This window comes from Collimonas sp. NPDC087041, assembly GCF_044745265.1.
GTDB lineage: Bacteria > Pseudomonadota > Gammaproteobacteria > Burkholderiales > Burkholderiaceae_D > Collimonas.
Map to the genome: position 1 here is coordinate 36,084 of NZ_JBIUZX010000016.1, position 18,906 is coordinate 54,989.

The 18,906-nt window shown below is 55.7% G+C and carries 11 protein-coding genes; 3 read left to right on the forward strand and 8 right to left on the reverse strand.

The features are described 5' to 3' along the window. Positions 1–147 precede the first annotated feature (147 nt). Positions 148–345: a hypothetical protein gene (locus ACIPF8_RS22430; protein WP_400425616.1), complete on the reverse strand. Its 198-nt coding sequence runs from the start codon at positions 343–345 to the stop codon at positions 148–150. A gap of 404 nt (positions 346–749) precedes the next feature. Here ACIPF8_RS22430 and ACIPF8_RS22435 point away from each other — a divergent pair, with 404 nt between their 5' ends. Beyond that, positions 750–1,853, forward strand: coding sequence for an ABC transporter substrate-binding protein (locus tag ACIPF8_RS22435; protein ID WP_400425618.1), 1,104 nt, complete (start codon positions 750–752; stop codon positions 1,851–1,853). A 175-nt stretch (positions 1,854–2,028) separates the two neighbouring features. Here the strand turns inward: ACIPF8_RS22435 and ACIPF8_RS22440 are convergent, their stop codons facing one another. The 4 genes from ACIPF8_RS22440 to ACIPF8_RS22455 form a co-directional block, all read right to left on the reverse strand. Continuing rightward, entirely contained in the window at positions 2,029–2,589 is a 561-nt protein-coding gene (locus ACIPF8_RS22440) for a lipocalin family protein (protein ID WP_400425621.1), read from the reverse strand. A 48-nt stretch (positions 2,590–2,637) separates the two neighbouring features. Beyond that, complete coding sequence (locus ACIPF8_RS22445; RefSeq protein ID WP_400425623.1) at positions 2,638–3,351, reverse strand: SDR family NAD(P)-dependent oxidoreductase; 714 nt, start codon at positions 3,349–3,351, stop codon at positions 2,638–2,640. Continuing rightward, positions 3,348–4,340 carry a TIGR01777 family oxidoreductase gene (locus ACIPF8_RS22450; protein WP_400425626.1) on the reverse strand — a complete coding sequence of 331 codons (993 nt, stop codon included), beginning with the start codon at positions 4,338–4,340 and terminating at the stop codon, positions 3,348–3,350. Before ACIPF8_RS22450 ends, ACIPF8_RS22445 begins: the two co-directional genes overlap by 4 nt. A gap of 692 nt (positions 4,341–5,032) precedes the next feature. Continuing rightward, complete coding sequence (locus ACIPF8_RS22455) at positions 5,033–5,461, reverse strand: chaperone NapD (protein ID WP_400425628.1); 429 nt, start codon at positions 5,459–5,461, stop codon at positions 5,033–5,035. Positions 5,462–5,637: 176 nt separating this feature from the next. Between ACIPF8_RS22455 and ACIPF8_RS22460 the strand changes: the two genes are divergently transcribed. Then, positions 5,638–6,738 (forward strand): MerR family transcriptional regulator, encoded by a 1,101-nt coding sequence (locus ACIPF8_RS22460; RefSeq protein WP_400425630.1) that lies wholly within the window; start codon positions 5,638–5,640, stop codon positions 6,736–6,738. Positions 6,739–6,827: 89 nt separating this feature from the next. Here the strand turns inward: ACIPF8_RS22460 and ACIPF8_RS22465 are convergent, their stop codons facing one another. From ACIPF8_RS22465 to ACIPF8_RS22475, 3 genes are all read right to left on the reverse strand, one after another. Beyond that, positions 6,828–15,584: a GH36-type glycosyl hydrolase domain-containing protein gene (locus tag ACIPF8_RS22465; protein WP_400425632.1), complete on the reverse strand. Its 8,757-nt coding sequence runs from the start codon at positions 15,582–15,584 to the stop codon at positions 6,828–6,830. 391 nt (positions 15,585–15,975) lie between these two features. Then, positions 15,976–16,308 (reverse strand): hypothetical protein, encoded by a 333-nt coding sequence (locus tag ACIPF8_RS22470; RefSeq protein ID WP_400425634.1) that lies wholly within the window; start codon positions 16,306–16,308, stop codon positions 15,976–15,978. A gap of 285 nt (positions 16,309–16,593) precedes the next feature. Then, positions 16,594–17,886: an NRAMP family divalent metal transporter gene (locus tag ACIPF8_RS22475; protein ID WP_400425636.1), complete on the reverse strand. Its 1,293-nt coding sequence runs from the start codon at positions 17,884–17,886 to the stop codon at positions 16,594–16,596. Between the two features lie 403 nt (positions 17,887–18,289). On the opposite strand from ACIPF8_RS22475, the gene ACIPF8_RS22480 reads away from it, so the two are divergent. After that, the gene (locus tag ACIPF8_RS22480) at positions 18,290–18,826 is read left to right on the forward strand and encodes a ferritin-like domain-containing protein (protein ID WP_400425639.1); all 537 of its coding nucleotides are present in this window, start codon (positions 18,290–18,292) and stop codon (positions 18,824–18,826) included. Positions 18,827–18,906 lie beyond the last annotated feature (80 nt).

Here is an 18,906-nt window from a genome sequence, read left to right on the forward strand (position 1 = left end):
AGCCCCTTTAGCGTTGACAAGCTGTGGGAAAGGCGTGAATGCCTTGGGCTCTATCGATGACTTGGCTGTGCAATCAATCCGCTGCAGCCTGGCAGGCAAGCCGGTAGCGGCTTCCTGCCATGCGTAGTCCTGCAACCGTCTTTTTCTTCATGTACGAATCTCGTCGATCAACCTGCGGTTTTTCAGTCCCCTGGCATTCGGCGTGCGGTGCAGTCCGCAGTTTGCGTTCATTCTTGCCGAAGCCGTCAACGTCTCATGTCTTGTCGGTGCCGAACCGGTGTCGTCATAGTGCGTCAGATCAACATCGCCTCGGCTGCAAAAAAGCGAGCCGAGGCGATTTTCCATCAGGGTCTGGTTTATCGCTACATCGATCTGTAGAAATTTTTTACCGTTGAAATAAAGAATTTTCCGGTTGAAGGAACATCCATATTTCCCTCCCTACGAATGCAGATTAGGCGATGCCAAAATGTAAAACTAGGGTTGATAAAAAATATATGAATTCCATGTGGAAACTTCAATCTCTAAACCTCGCAGCAGGGTGATTTTGCGCATTGCGCCGGATACGTTGTTAATGATTTATACGAATAATTCGTGGTCCTTCGCACATGTCGTCAATTTTCCACAACGCTACATTTGTTTCGCCTGTGTTGCTCCAGGCACGATGAAATAGTCAAAAAAATGAAAGCTATTTGCAAGGTTCGACAGAGTATTGTCGAAAGAAAATAATCATAAACAGGGAGACATCAAACATGAGAATGCTTATCGCATTTCTTTTTCTGGCCTGCATGACAACAGTCCATGCGCAGGAAAAGATCGTTATCGGACAATCCGTGGAGTTATCCGGCGAGGCCACCGGCAAGGAAAACATGGAGGGTGCACAGGCTTACTTTGGCTGGGTCAATGCACAAGGCGGCGTCTATGGCCGCAAGATCGAACTGAAAACCTATGATGACAAGCGCAAGCCGGAAACCACCAGGCTCAACACCGAGAAATTGTTGAAGGAAGACAACGCGCTGGCGTTGTTCGGCTATCGCAGCACGCCGACGGTGGAAGCGGCGTTGCCATTGTTGTTGAGTGATAAGGTGCCGATGATCGCGCCGTTCTCTGGTGGCCAAAGCCTGCATAGCCCATTCAACCCATATCTGTTCAATTTGCGCGCCAGTTACCAGGACGAGACGGCGAAAATGATCGAACTGTTCGGTTCGCTGGGGATTCGCAAGGTGGCGATCCTGTTCCAGGACGACAGCTTTGGCAGGGACGGCCTGGCCGGTTTCGAGCGCAATCTGGCCGCGCATAAACTGAAAGCTGTGGTGACCGCCAGCTACGACCGCAAGGATCTGCAGATCACCAAGGCCGTTGGCGACATTGTCGCCGCCAATCCACAGGCAGTATTGATGGCTTGCACGCCGTCGGTCTGCGCCGACTTTGTCAAGCAGGTCCACCTGAAGGGATTCCACCCGGCGTTCATGATGCTATCGAATGTCAGTTCCGAGACCTTCTTCGAGTCGCTCGGCGATGATGGCCGTGGCGTCAGCGTAATGCAGGTGGTGCCGTATCCCAAAGACTTCAGCGCCGGCGCGGCGCGGGAATTTCAGGGCCTCCTGAAAGGCATGGCAAACCCACCGCCGCCTTCCTATGCGGCATTTGAAGGCTTTCTGGCGGCCAAACTGCTGACCGAAGGACTGCGCCGCGCCGGTCCGAATCCAACCCGGCAAAAACTGATGGCGGCAATGGAAACCATGCGAGATTTCGACCTGGGCGGAGTCAGGGTGTCATACACACCGACCAATCATGACGGATCGAAATTTGTCGAAATGATCATGATTGGCAAGCGTGGCGCAATTCTGCACTGAAATTGGCGATGTCTGCTGTCGGCAACATGGTCATGTTGAGCGTACCTGCGTGAGGATGGAGTGTCTTGCCAACCGTTTTACCCCTTCCGACAAGTGCGCCGGTTTCAAAGCAGGTAGGCAGACATTTTCAACGCTGCCAGCGCATTTGTTTGTGCAACCAGATCAGAAAATGACGTCATTTTTCGCACAAATCCTTGCTGTCATTATTGTCTCCGCAGAATCCTGTTTGCCTTGTGTAGTGCAATTTTGAAATGTCATATCCCTGCGCACTGGCTGACGACAATGCCGCTTTTAGCTGATCGGCGGGTATTTGGGGAGTGCGGGACAGTAGCCATAGGTATTTGCGATTTGGATTGCCGACGACCGCCCAACGATAATCCGGATCCAATCCTATGATCCAGTAGTCAGCCTTGAACGGCCAAAAGAACCATACCTTGAGCCGACTATTTCCCGAGCCGTCAACCACGCTGGCTTCGCCTTTGGCCTCGTCAAATCCGGATGTGGTTCGACAGCGATTATGTACGCGAATATTGCCGTCGGGGGCCGCACTGTATTCTGCCGTCGTATCAGCAATGCAATTACGTTGAAAGAACATCGGAAAGCTGGCTATCTCAAACCACTTGCCACTATATTTGGCAATATCTACTGATGACACGCTTGCCACGGGAGTGTCGGCTAGCGCCAAATGCGGCGATACTGCCAACAGCAAAATAGAAAGTAAGCCAGAAATTCGCACGATATCTCCTTCTTGATGTGACGCTCTACAATTTTCCAAGATTCCGAGTTACCACGGAAGTATTTTCCCGTTTTGATCGATAAAGTTTCCCGTATCGACCGTACTGACGCCATCGATCACCGTTAAAAGGCGGGTTGCTGCCTGCTGAGGCGATTGCAATTCCAGTCCGATTTTGCGAAAAGGTGAGGAGAGTCGTGTATCGACAGTTCCAGGATGAAGAGCGATACAGATCGCATTGGGCTGACGCCTGCGAAGCTCAATAGCGGCGGTACGCACGAGCTGGTTTAGTGCAGCCTTGGAGGCGCGGTAGCTATACCAGCCTCCCAAGTGGTTATCGCCGATGCTACCCACCTTTGCCGATAGTGTTGCAAACACGGCCTTGCCTTCTCGAGGCAGTAAAGGAAGAAAATGCTTCATCAGCAATGCCGGGCCAATGGAGTTGACGGCAAAAGCTTCCCCCATCTTTTTAGCGTCAAGCTCGCGCCAACTCTTCTCCGGCATTAACGTCGTGCTGTGCAGTAGACCAGTGGCGTCCAAGATCAAGCGCGGAACGCCTATCTTTTCGACATGGCGACAGCACGCAATTATTGAGTCCTCATCACCTAGGTCTATCCCTGGCGTGCTCCCGCGACTAAAACGAATTGTGTTTGAAAACCAGCCACCTGCTTGCAATGCATGAGCGACTGCCGCTCCAATACCGCCGCTTGCTCCGATCACAACAGCCAGGCCATCGTGTTGAAACGACTTCATATCGATAGTCATGACTTGGGCTTACTCAAGAGATTTTGCAGGGCGCTCCTGATATCCGGATAGAGAAAGTCAAATCCGATAGCCAGGAGGCGCCGCGGCACCACACGTTGCCCTTCCAGGAGCAAATCTGCTTGCTCCCCAAGCAGCAGGCGCAATGGTAAACCTGGCGTTGCCATAAAACAGGGGCGATGCAAAATGTCTGCCGCAATCCTACTGAACTGCAGTTGAGAAGTCGCCTCCGGCGCCACGAAATTGTAAGTGTCAACTGCTCTTAAATTGGCACCGTGTTGCTGCAGCTGACTCGCCAGATAGGCTATGCCGCGCAGCAGATCGTCTATGTGAATCCAGGAGAACCACTGCGCCCCGGATCCAAGCCTGCCTCCTAGTCCAAGTTTGATTGGCAAGGTCATCATCGGTAATGCACCCAGCCGCCCGAGAACCACGCCAAAGCGCATGCATCGCACGGCAACACCATGTTCGCTGGCTTTGTGTGCCGCAGCTTCCCAAGCTTGACATAGCTGCGACATAAATATTGGCTGGCTCTTGCCGTCTTCCCCAATTGATGCAACATCCCCTTGTCCTTGAATGCCATAGTAGCCGATGGCCGAGGCGGACAAAAACAAACGCGGCTTGGTTTGCGCGTGGGCGATCCATCCGACGATCGTTTCGGTAAGATTGACGCGACTTTGACGGAGGATTTCTTGTCGCTTTACTGTCCAGCGCCAACCAAGAATTCGCGCTCCCGCCAGATTGATAATCATATCAAGGCGGCAGGTCCTGGATAACTCCTGCATATTGCTGATACATTCGACCTTGCCATCGAAGATACGCCTCGCACTGCCAGGATTGCGGCTGAGGACCAGAACTTGGTGACCGTTTGAAATTAATGTGCGTACCAGGCGTTGACCGATGAAGCCCGTCGCTCCGGTAACAAGCACTCGCTGAACATTTTCACTGAAATGAATACGCGCGAAACTAGCTTCAACATCCAGGACGCTCATAATGCGTACCTTTTTTGCTGCCTTGCTGGCGCATTATTTAAGCAAGGATCGCTGGGCAGCGCTTTTGAGCGGGGTGTGCCGGCAACGAATATTTTGCAGGTTCGCGGTCCGGTAGAGTTGGACTCATCCGCATAAAAAAGATAGGTGTTCGCCATTACCAGCGGGGGCAGTCCAATATTCGTGGTGGATATTACGGACTGCTGCGCTCTTTCAAATTCACTTAATGCAATCATTGAATAAGAGCACAAAGCGTACAAAACGGTTTCTATGATTTTAGTGATGATTATCCGCTTCTGACTATACGCTGGCCGGCAATAGAGACATTCAAATATACGGACATATTGTGAATATCTAAATTTTACATAGAGTGCTGAAAAGGGCGAAAACAAAGCAGTTCCTGCGAACAGGACCGCTAACCCTGACGAAATGTTATACAACATGGACACTTACCTTTTGCAAAGAATAAATTCGCCGGATCGCATCTCTGCCATCGTCAAATACGCACAACGGCCAGCGATTCGTGTTTGGATATTCTGAGCATTAACAGTCCGTAGACTTGCCAAAATTTCAATGTGCGAAATTGTCTATGTTGTGTCGGGGAGACCAAAGGCTTACCTCAGGAGGGAAATGGCGAAACTACCCACAATGGAGTAATTGACTTTGTTGTTTGAATAATGATTTTGTGGTGCATTTTAGTGATACCGCCGTGTCTGCTTGACGGCAGAGGCGCCTCGGCTACAAAGAGATTCAAACTTCAAGGCCGGGATACAGGCATCTCTTTGCCTAATGAATTTCTTATATTCAGGTTCCTGCGATATCCACGTGTTGCGGAGCAATGCGCCATGTTCCGGGCATTGCCTAACGACTGCCGCATAAAACACTCCCTGCATTGCATAGAGCATCTTTACCTGTCTAATAACTTCGTATTCACTACGCCCTTTTAGAATCACGGCCAGTTTTCCCAGGTCGCTGGATGAGTGAATTTCTGCGTTTGGGATTAGGCTAAGCATGCGGCTGACGTCGATGAGACGATCATGTTGCGCATGTATGACCGCGCCTACGACATACCAACTGGAAACCGAATCAGTCTCGCCCTCGATTTTTCTATTGATGGCTCCCATGGCATTGGTACCTCGAGATATGCTAATCACTCAATTTCAAACAGTGGGCATGAGCAAAAGATCAGTTTGAACGACTGATAGTGGTTACGTCGACGCGCCAGGCCTTGGTAACCAAACCTTTAAAACGACAAATCAAAAGCTGCTCATCACACGCTACTAAGATATGCAAAGCGTGCTTGACTGTCCAGCTTATGTCCTGCAATCTATTGAAATTATCGGTTCACTATCGGTTCAACATGAAAAATCCTGGCTCAAACATGCAAAACGACGTACCGGTAGATGGTGATGACGCGTTATCCAACGCTACTTTTCGGAGTGGCGTTGCCGCGCGGTTGGCGGGCTTACCTGTAGAAACCTTACGCGTCTGGGAACGTCGTTACAGCATTTCAGATCCGCAACGCTCGCTACATGGCCAGCGCCTGTATACGACAGCGCAGATAAGACGCCTTGGAGTGATCAAGCGATTGGTCGATCAGGGGCATCCTGTTGGAACCCTGGCACAACTTCCGACAGAGCAGTTGCTGGATTTGCTGATGTCTGCATCTTCGGGTGATGTGATGGCACGAGCTCCTCGGGTAGCTTTGATTGGCGAGGCGCTTGTCAGGCGTTTTATTGGGTACGGGCAAATTTGCCCGGGACTTGAGGTACTTTTCGCTCACGGTGATCTAAATGACGCTACGCGCGCGTTGAGCGAGAGCGCAATAGATTTGTCGTTAATAGATGTGTTGGTCGTTGAGATTTGGGAGCTAGTCGAAAATATTGTGCCGGCCATTACCAAATTGCGCCATGCAACAGGTGCGCAAGCTGTGCTTGTAATGTACCGCTTCTGCTCAAGCTCAACGATTCGTCGTTTGCGCGAGGCAGGTTGCCTCGTCGCTCGGGTACCCTCCGACCCGAGTGAAATTTTAATACTGTGTAATGCGGCAATTGCGACGGAGTCCCTGGCTGCGCCATCTAATGTGAATACCGTCCAGTTATTAAATGGCGATGCTGTTGTCCAACCGCGTCGCCTGGATGAACAGGCTCTTGAAACACTAATTGCCGCAAGCAACCGAGTTGCTTGCGACTGTCCCCGACATTTGGCGGAGATTTTGCTTTCGATTGGAAGTTTTGAGCGCTATAGCGCTGATTGCGGGGTAAGCAATGAGGCAGACGCGGCATTGCACCAGGAGTTATATAGTGCTGCCTCCAGGGCTCGAACTATTCTGGAGGCAGCTATGGAAAAATTAGCACTTGCTGAAGGTTTGCCGCTGCCGACGATGCCCGTGAGTGCATGACGTTCGTCGGCATAGAAAAAACCTCATAGGCCCCAAGACGTGGAAAGCGGCTTCCAGGATATTTCTCCTGGGTCGCTATCGTTCCATATTCAAGCAGTTGACTGCACGCGCAGCAACATCTCAACTGCATGCTCGCGCTGGTCATCCACCAGTGGGATGAAGCCATCCGGCTGTTCCACCCCATCCACCGTCAAGTGATAGACCGCGCCGTCTTCGCGGCTCTGCCGGACGACGATCTTGTATGTCGTGTCGCGATAGCGGTAGTCCATCCGATAGCTATCCCAATCCTCGGGCAGGCAGGGCTTGATATACAGTTTGTCGCCGGCCAGTTGCAAGCCCAGCAGCGATTCGGTAATCAAACGGTACATCCAGCCGGCCGAGCCGGTGTACCAGGTCCAGCCGCCACGTCCGACATGCGGCGCAACGGCATAGACATCTGCCGCGACCACATACGGTTCGACTTTGTAGATGGCCATATTGTCGGATGTGATGCTATGGTTGACCGGGTTGATCAGTTGCAGCAGTTCCCAGGCGCGCCGGTTGTCGCCCAGCTGGGCGAACGCCATCACGGTCCAGATCGCGGCATGGGTGTACTGGCCGCCGTTTTCGCGGACGCCGGGCACATAACCCCGTATATAACCGGGATTCTGGTCGGATTTATCGAATGGCGGATCGAGCAGCTGGATGATGGCGTCCTGGCGTCGCACCAGCCGGCGGTCGACTGCAAGCATGGCGCTGCGCGCGCGCTGTGGATAGCCGCCACCCGACAGCACCGACCAGCTCTGTGAAATCGAATCGATCTGGCATTCGGCATTTTGGGCGGACCCCAGCGGCGTGCCGTCATCAAAGTAGGCGCGCCGATACCATTCGCCATCCCAACCGTTCTTGTCGATGTTTTTCTGGAGCTGAGCGGCTTCGGTCTGGCAGCGCACGGCAAAGGGCTGGTCGTCATGGATAGTGGCGACCTCGGCGAAGCGCATCAGCACATCGTAGAGGAAGAAGGCGAGCCAGATGCTTTCCCCTTTGCCATGCTCACCGACCTTGTCCATGCCGTCGTTCCAATCGCATGAACCCATCAGCGGCAAGCCGTGCACGCCGAATTGCAAACCTCTGTCGATGGCGCGCACGCAATGCTGGTAAAGCGTGGCGGACTGTGTGGAACGGCTTGGCAGGTCGTAGTAGGAGTCCTCGTCCGGATTGACTGCACGGCCTTCCAGGAACGGCGCGCTTTCCTCCAGCACGGTGTGGTCGCCGGTACAACTGACATAGCGATGCACCGCCAGCGGCAGCCAAAGGTAATCGTCTGAGCAATGGGTGCGCACTCCGCGGTCGGTCGGCGGATGCCACCAGTGTTGAACGTCTCCCTCAATGAATTGATGCGCGGCGCACAACAACAGATGCGCACGCACCAGTTGCGGCTGGCTATGCACCAGCGCCATGGCGTCCTGCAACTGGTCGCGGAAGCCGAATGCGCCGCCGGACTGGTAATAGCCGCTGCGTGCCCACATGCGGCAGGCGATGGTTTGATACATCAGCCAGCCGTTGGCGAGGACATTGAGGGCTGGATCCGGTGTATCGACTTGCACCGTGCCCAAAGTCTTCTCCCAAAATGCGTGCACGGCTTGCAGCGCTTCGCGTGCTGCAGATGCTCCGCGATAGCGTTGCACCAGGTTGCTGACATTGGTTTGGCGCGTATCGGCCATGCCGAGGATGAACACGATTTCACGCTGCTGACCCGGATTCAGTTCAAACTGGACCTGCATGGCCGCACATGGGTCCAGGCTCGCACCGACCTTGCCGGACAAGCGCACGCGCGCCATCGCGGCTGGCTGCTGCAACGATCCGTTGCGGCCGATGAATTCATTGCGGTCGCCGGTAATGCTACGCGTCGCGGTGTCGACATCGAAGAAGGCCGTGCGATCGGTGAATTCGGTGTTGTATGGGTTACGTGCAAATAGCGCACCGGTTGCCGGATCGCTTTCGGTGATGATATGCATGGTCGATTTAGGCCGCAGGTCGCCCAGCACCCATTCGACATAACCGGTCGCCGACAATTTGCGCAGCGTGTCCGATTCGTTGCTGACTTTCAGTATTGAATACTTGACCGATGCGTCCATTGCAACATACACGGTCAGTTCGGAAACAATGCCATCCTCGACGTGCTCGAAAACGCTGTAGCCGAATCCGTGCCGCGTCACATAGTCGCCGGCGCCGCGGCTGGGCAGCGGAGTAGGGGACCAGTAGTGCCCGCTCTCCTCATCGCGCAAGTAGAAGACCTCTCCGCCTTCGTCAGTGACCGGATCGTTGGCCCACGGCGTGAGCCGGAATTCATGGGCGTTTTCGCCCCAGGTGTAGGCTTGCCCGCTTTCGGAAATGACGGTGCCGAACTCTGCATTGGCAATCACATTGCCCCACGGCGCCGGCGTCAGCTGATTGGCTGAGGTGGTGATCACATATTCGCGCCCGTCCGGCGTGAAGCCGCCGACGCCGTTGGCAAGGATCAAGTCGCGCTGTGGCGTTTCCAAGGTCTGCGGCATCTCGGGCAACGCCGCGATGCGCGCCGGCGCCAGGCGTGGCACACGGATCTCCAACAGGTCGCGGCGGTTAAGCTGCTCGGCCAGCGTGCCACGGCTGTCGCTGAGCACCACGCGCGCTACCGATTGCAGCAGGACCCGGTCTTCGTCGGAAATCTGGTCGACCAAGCGCACGAAAATTCCTCCCGGCCGATCGATTTCGTGACTACCGGTGACGGATGAAATCAATCCCATGATCTGTTCTTGCAGCAGTTGCCGATAGCCGGCGTGGTCTTCGTTCCAGATCACCAGATCGACCGCCAATCCTTTCGAACGCCAATATGCGTGCGCCTGCACCAATTGACGCACCAGCTCGATGTTTTCCTGGCTCTTCAGCCGCACCAGCACGATCGGCAAGTCGCCGGAAATCGCGTAGCCCCACAAGCCGGACTGGCCGCGATGATTGCGAATCAGGACGCTGGCATCGGCGCGTAGCAGCGAGTTGACGTAAATGACTGAACTGGCCAGGCGTCCATACAGCTGGGCATCGGCTTCGCTGGCGTTGAGCTGGCGCAGCACCACCTGGCTGTGCGGCCAGGATAATTCGACCACGCGATCTGCCAGATGGCGGTCCTGGTATTTATCGATCAAGCCGAGGCAGACCTCGCGCGAATCGCCAATGCCGGTCACCATGTCGATGGTGGCGGTCTGTTCTGCCTCCAGCGTGATTTGATAGCGGATCGCGACGATCGGATCGAGTACCGACCCGGCATTGCAGGCCAGCGGTCCAGGCGAACGCATCGCCTGCGCGGTGGCGACCGTATTGCCGCGGCCGATGAACTGCATGCGATCGGTTTCATATGAGACCGTGCCGATATCGGCGCCGTGCACGGCCAGCAAATGGAACATCCACGGCATTTTTTCATTCATCGAACGGGGCCGGCGGGTGCACAGGATGGCGCGCTGCGAATGGACGATTTCGGTTTGCACAAACAGATTGCTGAATGCCGGATGGGTATCGTCGGCCGCCGCTGGCGCCAGCACCACTTCGGCATAGCTGGTGACGTCAATGGTGCGGCGCATGCGCGAGCGGTTGATGATGCGGGTGCGGCGCAACTCGATATCGTCCTCCTGCGACACCACGATTTCGGTGTGCATGTCGAAATTATTGTCGCGCCGGCGGAATTCGGCGCGGCCTTCGGAAAAGATGACTTCGTAATTATCAGGCTGCGCTCGTGTCGGCTGGTAGGCGGTCGACCAGAAAATGCCATCGTCGACGCCATCCAGTTCACGCACGTAGCAGAAGGTGCCCCAATTGTCGCGCGTGCTGTCTTCCCGCCAACGCGTGATCGAGAGGTCGTTCCAGCGGCTGCGGCTGCCACCGGCGCTGGTGATCATCACATGATAGTGACCGTTCGATAGTAATTGCACTTCGGGTGTACGTGGATCTGGCCGTTGTAGTACGCGCATTTGCATCCCCTGTTCGACCGATGTGGTGCGGATATCGGCCAGTTCGGTGGTGTTCGAGTAGGTGGCGCTGGCTTTCGGCACGCGTTCGTGCAACAGCGACATCGTGGCCTGGAACAACGGATCCGATTCAAAACGCTTTTGCATCGGACGATTAAGCAGCAGATAAGACAGCGCCAGGAATCCCATGCCCTGGTGATGCGCCATGAACGAACGAATCACTGCATTGGTTTGCCCGCGTGGCAGGCGCGACGGCGTGTAATCGATCGCCTCGAAGAAACCGTACTCACCCTCGAAACCTTCGGCAGACATTTGTTGCAGATTGCGGCATGCTTCCTCTGGCGCTACCATCAAGGCCATCATCGAGGCATAGGGAGCGATCACCAGGTCGTCGCCAAGGCCGCGCTTGAAGCCGAGACCTGGTACGCCGAAAGCGCGGTACTGGTAGTTGAGGCTGGCATCGAACGTGTTGTAGCCGGATTCTGAAATACCCCATGGCACGCCGCGTTGCATGCCGTACTCGATCTGGCGCTTGACGGCGGAAGTGTAGGTTTGGTCAAGCAAGGTGTTTTCGAAGGTCGGCATGATCAGCAGCGGCATCAGATATTCAAACATCGATCCGCTCCACGACAACAGGATCGGCTCGCTGCCGGCAATCGTTAGCTGGCGGCCCAGCGCGAACCAGCTTTCCTGCGGCAATTGCCCTTGGGCGATGGCGATGAAAGTGGTCAACCTGGCTTCGGAAGCCAGCAGGTCGTAATAACTGACGTCACGGCGACGTTCGCTGACGTTATAGCCGATTGCCAACAGATGCGTGGCAGGATCGTACAAGAACCCGTATTCCATGCGCGCAAAGTCGACTGCCTGGGTCATCAATTGCTCAATGATCAACATGCGTTCAACGGCCTGACGGCTGCCGTCGGCAATCGCGGTGTCCAGCGCCGACAGGTAATTCGCACTTTGAGGCTCTTTGTGAGCGGCCAGTCTTTGCGACAACGCAGGCATCATGTTGGTGTGCAGTTGCGCCAACTGGCGCAAGGTCGGAATCTGATCGAGCTGAGGAAAATCATCGATCCATTCGGCCGACGTCAGTGCACGAATCCATGGCGTCAGAACATCCAGTTCGTTCAACGCTTCGCGACACTGGCTGGCTAATGCCCGCGCCCATACATTGATCTGCGTATCGGGCACCGGTTCCAGCCCGCCAACAAAGCCGGTGGCGCAGCGGCTCAGGCGCGCCAGGCAGTCATGGGCGACTGTCAGCGTAGCAGGTGCGGACTGGCAGGCGGATTCCAGGTCCTTTTCAAATTGGACAAGCTTGGCCAGCGGACCGCCACCGGCCGTATCGCGCAGGATTTCATACGTGTCGCGGATGCCGCTGAATACCCTTGGATTGAATATCGGCGTGTCGAGCAGTTCGTTCAGGCCTGGGCGTAAGGTGAGCAGATGGCCGGCCAGGTTGCCGCTATCCACCGTAGAGACATAGATCGGATGCAGCGGCTTCAGGTATTGGGTGTCGTACCAGTTATAGAAATGTCCCTGGTATCGTTCCAGCGAACCCATGGTCTGGAAGGTATTTTGAGTGCGCTCGATCAGTTGCCCGGGAGGTATGTAGCCGAAATCGTAAGCAGTGAGGTTGGCCAGCAGCGACAGGCCGATGTTGGTCGGCGAGGTGCGCCGCGCAACCACGGTAACCGGGTGCTCCTGGACATTATCCAGCGGTAGCCAGTTGTCCTCGGGCCCGACATAGGTTTCGAAGAAATGCCAGGTCTTGCGCGACAGCGATTTGAGGAACAGTGTCTGTTCGCCCGATAATTGGGCCTGACGGCGCGCAATCGGCTGGCTGATCCAGTAGGCAACGACCGGCGAGAGCCACCAAAGCAGCAGGATTGGCGCCGCAGCGCTCAGGGCAAGCGGATTCTTGATGACGAGATAGGCGGCAGTCGCGAAGGCAATCGTCGGTGCTATCCACATCAATCGGTAGTAAGACGCCAAACTATTGCTGGACTGCCGGCTTGCCTCGCTAGACGGATTCCATGCGAGCAATTTCTTGTGTGAGACCAGGATGCGCCACTGGGTGCGAATGATGGCATCCAGGTTGACCGCCGCTTCATACGGCAGAAAGATCAAGGTCAATACCGCATGAACGAAGTGCTGGGTAGTGGCGCGCAGCGATGCGGACAGGTGCTGGCGCAGCAAGACATCGTCTGGTTTGCGCAGCAGGCTCAACAGGCTGGTGCAGATGGACGGGAGTAGCAGTATGCCCAGCGTGACGCAGGTCCAGAACCAGGCTGCCGGCAGTGCGGTCCAGCCGATTAGCAGTAACGCCGTCAGCCCGAATGGGACGACGCTGCGGCGCAGGTTGTCGAACAATTTCCAACGCGATAATGCTGAGAGCGGATTGCGATAAGTAATGATTTTGCCGGTAGCTGCATCGCGCGGGCCTGGCACTCTTGGCAGCAACCAGGAGGCGATCTGCCAGTCGCCGCGTATCCAGCGATGGCGGCGCGTGATGTCTGCGCTGTAGCGCGACGGGTATTGTTCGTACAGCTGGACATCGCTCAACAGGCCGGCACGGGCGTAGCATCCTTCCAGCAAATCATGGCTGAGCACGCGGTTTTCCGGCATGCGGTTCTTCAACGCCTGTTCGAAGGCATCGACATCGTAGATGCCCTTGCCGACGAACGAGCCTTCGCCGAATACATCCTGGTAGACATCGGACACGGTGCGGGTATATGGATCAATACCGGTTTCGCCGCCGCACAGCAATTCATAGCGCGACGCCTCGGCGCTAGCCAGGCTGACCGCCACGCGTGGTTGCAGGATGCCGTAGCCTTGGACCACGCGCTGGCGTTGGGCATCGAATACGGCGCAGTTCAGCGGATGCGCCAGGGTGGCCACGAATTGGCGCGCTGTATCGCGCGGCAGTTCGGTATCGGTGTCGAGCGTGATGACATATTTGATATTGTTCAGGCCGAGTATATTGCCGACGATGAGGGAGAAACTGTCGGTCACGCCGCCGCGCAACAGGGCGTTCAGGTCAGCCAGTTTGCCGCGCTTGCGCTCGTAACCCATCCAGGTTTTCTCTTGTGGATTCCAGCGGCGCGGGCGATGCAATAGCAGGAAATTATTATGGCTTGAGCGGTTGTATTTTTTGTTCAGATCGTCGATGTGCTGCTTGGCGTGTTCCAGCAAGGCGTCGTCGTCTGGTATCGTTTCGGTGCTGGCATCGGCAAAATCCGTCAGCAGGCAGAAGCGCAGATTGTCGTCGCGATTGGCGAGATAGCGCACTTCCAGCGATTCGCTCAGGCTATCGATGTTTTGTTTGGTAAATAACATCGTTGGGACTACCACCAAGGTACAGGATTCAACCGGAATGCCATCGGAAAAATCCATGCGCGGCAGCGGATGCGGCGTAGCAACCAAGGTAATCAGCCAATTGACCATGGAGTGGGCAAGCTGGCTGGCGCCAATCAGCGCCATCAGCGCGATCAGCGCCACCATCCAATGAGCTGCACCGTCGGCATAAGCCTTGGCAGCGATGCCGACCGCAACCAGCAAAGTGATGACAAGCATGCTGGCAAGATAGGCCGATAGCGGCGCGATTTTACCGGCGCGCTGCAGTGCTTGCAGGGGCGGTGAGCGGTAACCTGCTGTTTGTTCCAGTTCCGGCAGACCTTCTCCAACCAGGTAATACCCGACATGCGCCTGGCGTGTCGCAAGGTTGTCTTGCGCTGCATGGTCGCCGGCCAGGCGCACGGCGCTATCGGCCACTTCAAATTCCGACAGGCGGCCGTGCTTGGCGATTTTCTCAATCACATGCCGGTAACGATCGCGGGTGGCGAAATCCATCCGTGCATAGACATCGACCGGGTCCTTGCGCAATGTATGGTCGACCACGCTCATGGTTTCGACGAATTCGCGCCAGTCCATGGCACTGAGAAAACGCAGGCTGCCGATGCTGTTGCTGATCGATACCTGGTCAGCCGCTTGTTGCTGGGTTTCCAGTTGCACCAGTTGCTCGATGGTTTGGCCGGATTCAGCCAGGCGCTGCGACAGCCAGGTCATCGGCAGCGTGAGCGCCGGGCTTTGGCCTTGTACGCGGCGCACCAGTTCGGCCACGAATGAGCTGTCCAGCGGCGGCTCGGAGCGCGCCATGTCGGCAACCAGCAGGATCAGATTGCTGGGATCGTTTTCGGCGCATTCCGCCATCGCGTCGGCCCAGGAATCGGCCAGGTTGCGGTTGAGGCGGGTGAGTGCCAGATTGGCGGCGACGCGCCGCAGATTTTCAATCAATGCCAGCCGCAGCATGATCGGAATCGCCCATAGCTCGCCCAGTTTGAGCGGCGTCACTTGCTGATAGGCGGCGACGAAGCGGCTCAGGCTTTCGGGGTCAACCCGGCCATCGCCATGGGAAATGGTTTCCAGCGCGATATCGTAGACCCGTGGCCTGCCGGCGGAGCTGCCACGCAGCAGGCGCGGCAATTCCCGGCTGTAGTTTTTTGGAAGATGGCGCTTGGCGGTGCGGATCTGCTCTTCGATCAGGTAGAAATTGTCGAGTAGCCACTCCGCCGCCGGTGTGACTTGGCGGCCGGCCTTGATGGCTTCGGTGAGCTGGCTGCAGGCATCGATGATGACGTTTTCGTTGTCCGCCAGACGTGATAACAACTGGTCGCGCCCGCGTTCGGTACTCAGTTTGTGCGCGTTGGCCAGAATACGGCCGTGTTGTTCCATCTGCAAGGCGCTGAATAATTCAGCGCGGAGCGGTAACTCGTCATTTGGCGATTGGCCATTGGCGCTGCCGGGCAGCAACGCATTCTTGATGACGAGGAAATTATTGCGTAGTGACCTGTTGTCTGATTTCAATTCAGCCGTTTCTATATTCTCAACGAATCTGGGAAGAACCGGATTACCGACAGGACTTGCATGTCAGTGATCGGATTCTGGCCCTATCGGATATCGCCGCTGGCAACCGGAAGTGCTGCGTGTCAGTAGAAGACGTTCGGTAGGGGACGGTAGAGATGTGGGCCGTAGAGGTGCGGACTGACGCACTGCGGACCGTCCTGTGATTTACAGGGTAGCAGATTCTGGAGCGAACCTCTAAATACCCGTAAACCAGTCGGAATTGAAGCATTTTTTAAAAAAACTGAACGAGGCGCAGCTTTGCCGTATTTCTAGTCCGCAGTTTGTTGATGACTCTGCAAGCTCGGAAAAATCTGTCCTCGTTCAGCCATTTCTTTACTCTATTGCGGCGTTGTTAGCGTGCCGGCACTACCACTACAGTCTCAGGTGTTGTGCTGCCTCTGGCTCCGGCGCTGCCTCTTGCACCGGTATTGCCGGTCGCGCCGGTGTAACCGGTGGCGCCGGTATCCCCGGTTGCGCCAGTGCTGCCTGTGTCGCCGGTTGCCCCGGTGCCGCCGGTCGCGCCGGTATGGCCTGTACTACCAGTGGCGCCGGTGTATCCTGTCGCCCCGGTGTAACCAGTGGCTCCGGTAGCGCCTTGCGGCCCGGCAGGGCCGGTTGGCAGTGTAAAACAGCCCGCCAACGAGAATGCTGCCGCAGCGACAACGAATTGTGTTGAATATTTCATGATGATTCCTTTTGTGTGGCCTACGTGAACCGCTCACGTTATTGTGAGCAGCTCCCAGATTTGATCAGTCTCTGGCGACAATGATCGCGTTGGCGGATCAAGCCAGCGCTACTGGTAAGAGTCGTCTCCTACGCCGACCAGCGCGCATAGTTCCGGAAGGCTCCAACCGGTGCACTATGATTGAAGGTCAGATTACGGGGTTTTCCTGGGTATTTCGGTGCGCTGACACACATAGGAAAAATTCGGGTGGATGGCGTGGATTTATTGCTTTCACCGGCTCCTCGACTACCTTAGCGTCCAGAACATTGCGAGCACCGCAATCGCCATCACGCCGGTGCAGACCCAGCCCAGTGCCTTCAGCCTGGTACTGATGACAAATTGGCCCATGATGTCGCGCCGTGCCGCCATCAGCATCATGACGGCCATGATCGGCACCGAAATGACTCCGTTCAATACCGCACTCCAATACAACGCCTTGATCGGATCGATCGGGGTGAAACAGAGTGCCGCGCCGAGCAGGGTCGAGACGGCGATGATGCCGTAGAACTTTTTGGCCATCAGCGGTTTCAGTTCCAGGCCGTTCTGCCAATGAAAGGCGCCAGCCATCGCATAGGCGGCGGAGCCGGCCAGCACCGGAACGGCAAGCAGGCCAGTGCCGATGATGCCGGCGCTGAACAGCCAGAAGGCGAACTCGCCGGCAATCGGGCGCAGTGCCGACGCGGCTTGTGCCGAGGTCTGAATATCCGTGATGCCGTGCAGGCCTAGCGTGACTGCGGTCGTCAGCATGATGAAATAGGCCACGATATTGGAAAACCCCATGCCGATCAGCGTATCGATCTTGATCCGTCGGAAATTTGTGTTTGCCTGTTCTGGCGCCTCTATCAGTGGCTTCGACTGCGGGTTGGCCTGTTGATCCTCCACTTCCTGCGAAGCCTGCCAGAAGAATAGGTAGGGGCTGATGGTGGTGCCGAATACGGCAACGACCGTGGTGATGAATTCCGGCTTCCAGGAAAGTTGCGGCCAAACGGTCTTGCTCAGCACCTGCGCCCACGGCATGTGTATGACGAATACCGTGGCGACATACGCCAGCAGGCCGAGCGTCAACCATTTCAATATGCGGACATACCGATTGTAGGGGATGAAAATCTGCAGCATCAGCGATAGCAGTCCAAAGCCCAAGGCGTAAAGGTGGCTGGGGCCGCCGCTCAGCAGCGTCAATGCTTCGCCCATGGCGGCGACGTCCGCCGCGATATTGATGGTATTGGCGATCAACAAAAGCCCGACGATCGAATATAAGAGCCACGCCGGATAATGCCTGCCGATATTGGTTGCCAGGCCGTGGCCGCTGACTCTTCCTATCTTGGCGCTGATGACTTGAATGCCGACCATCAATGGATAGGTCAGGAACAAGGTCCATAGCATGTTGAAGCCAAACTGCGCGCCTGCCTGCGAATAGGTGGCGATACCGCTTGGATCATCGTCGGCGGCGCCTGTGATCAACCCCGGACCGAGTTTTTTCAGCCATGAATTATTGGAAGGCGAAGTTGGCATCGATACACCGCTGTTCTGGAGAATCATTCGGCCAGACCTGGTTGCCGATGGCACCATCAACGCGCAACTGGACCATTGGCCGGATATACCTGGCAGGCGATGTCAAGGTGCTACATGTTGATTCAGACAGGATGCTACATAGCATGCTTTACGTCAGTGCGGCAACGCACATAGATGACGCCTATGGCGACAGAGACTGCAATGGCTGCTGGAGGTGATATCTCCATTGATCGGCCGCATGCGCTGGAGATTTTCCGTGCAAAGAGCCGAACTATGTGCGGCAGCGTACCGATATTGTTGGCATTGCGGTCCAGAATGAACGCTTCAATCGTTGCGTCGAGATCGGCATTTACGAAATGAGTTCTAGTTGCAAAGCAACTGCGCGATCACCATGGCGTGTTCTTATAAGCATCCCTACCGAAAGATCATCATGCATGAAGTGAAAAAAGCAATCCCTGAGGGGATCGATACGGCTGCCATTCGGGAGGCTGCCAAGCATCTCGAGGACGGCCCTGTAACTGTCGGCTACCAGGCAGATCGCAAACAGATAATCGATATGTTAAACGGTGCGTTGGCGACCGAGCTGGTCTGCGTGTTGCGCTATAAGCGGCATCATTACACGATCAGCGGAGTGCAGAACGGCCCGATCAAGGCCGAGTTCTTGCAGCATGCGCTGGAAGAACAGGAACACGCAGACCAGTTGGCCGAGCGGATAGTGCAGCTGAATGGCCAGCCCGATTTCAATCCCGCCACATTGGCCGAGCGCAGCCATGCCGAGTACGACGATTCCAGCAGCATCCAGTCGATGGTCAAGGCAAATTTGATTGCCGAACGGGTCGCCATCGAGGCTTATCGCCAGATGATAGAAAAAATCGGCGAAACCGATCCAACTACCCGGCACATGTTGATCGGCATCATGGCCAAGGAAGAAGAGCATGCGGACGACATGCGCGATCTGCTTGCATAGCGACAGGCAGCAGCGCAGACCGCTTGCGGCTGTCTGCAGATATGCATTGAAGTCACTCTATTGTTTATTTTAAGGAGATT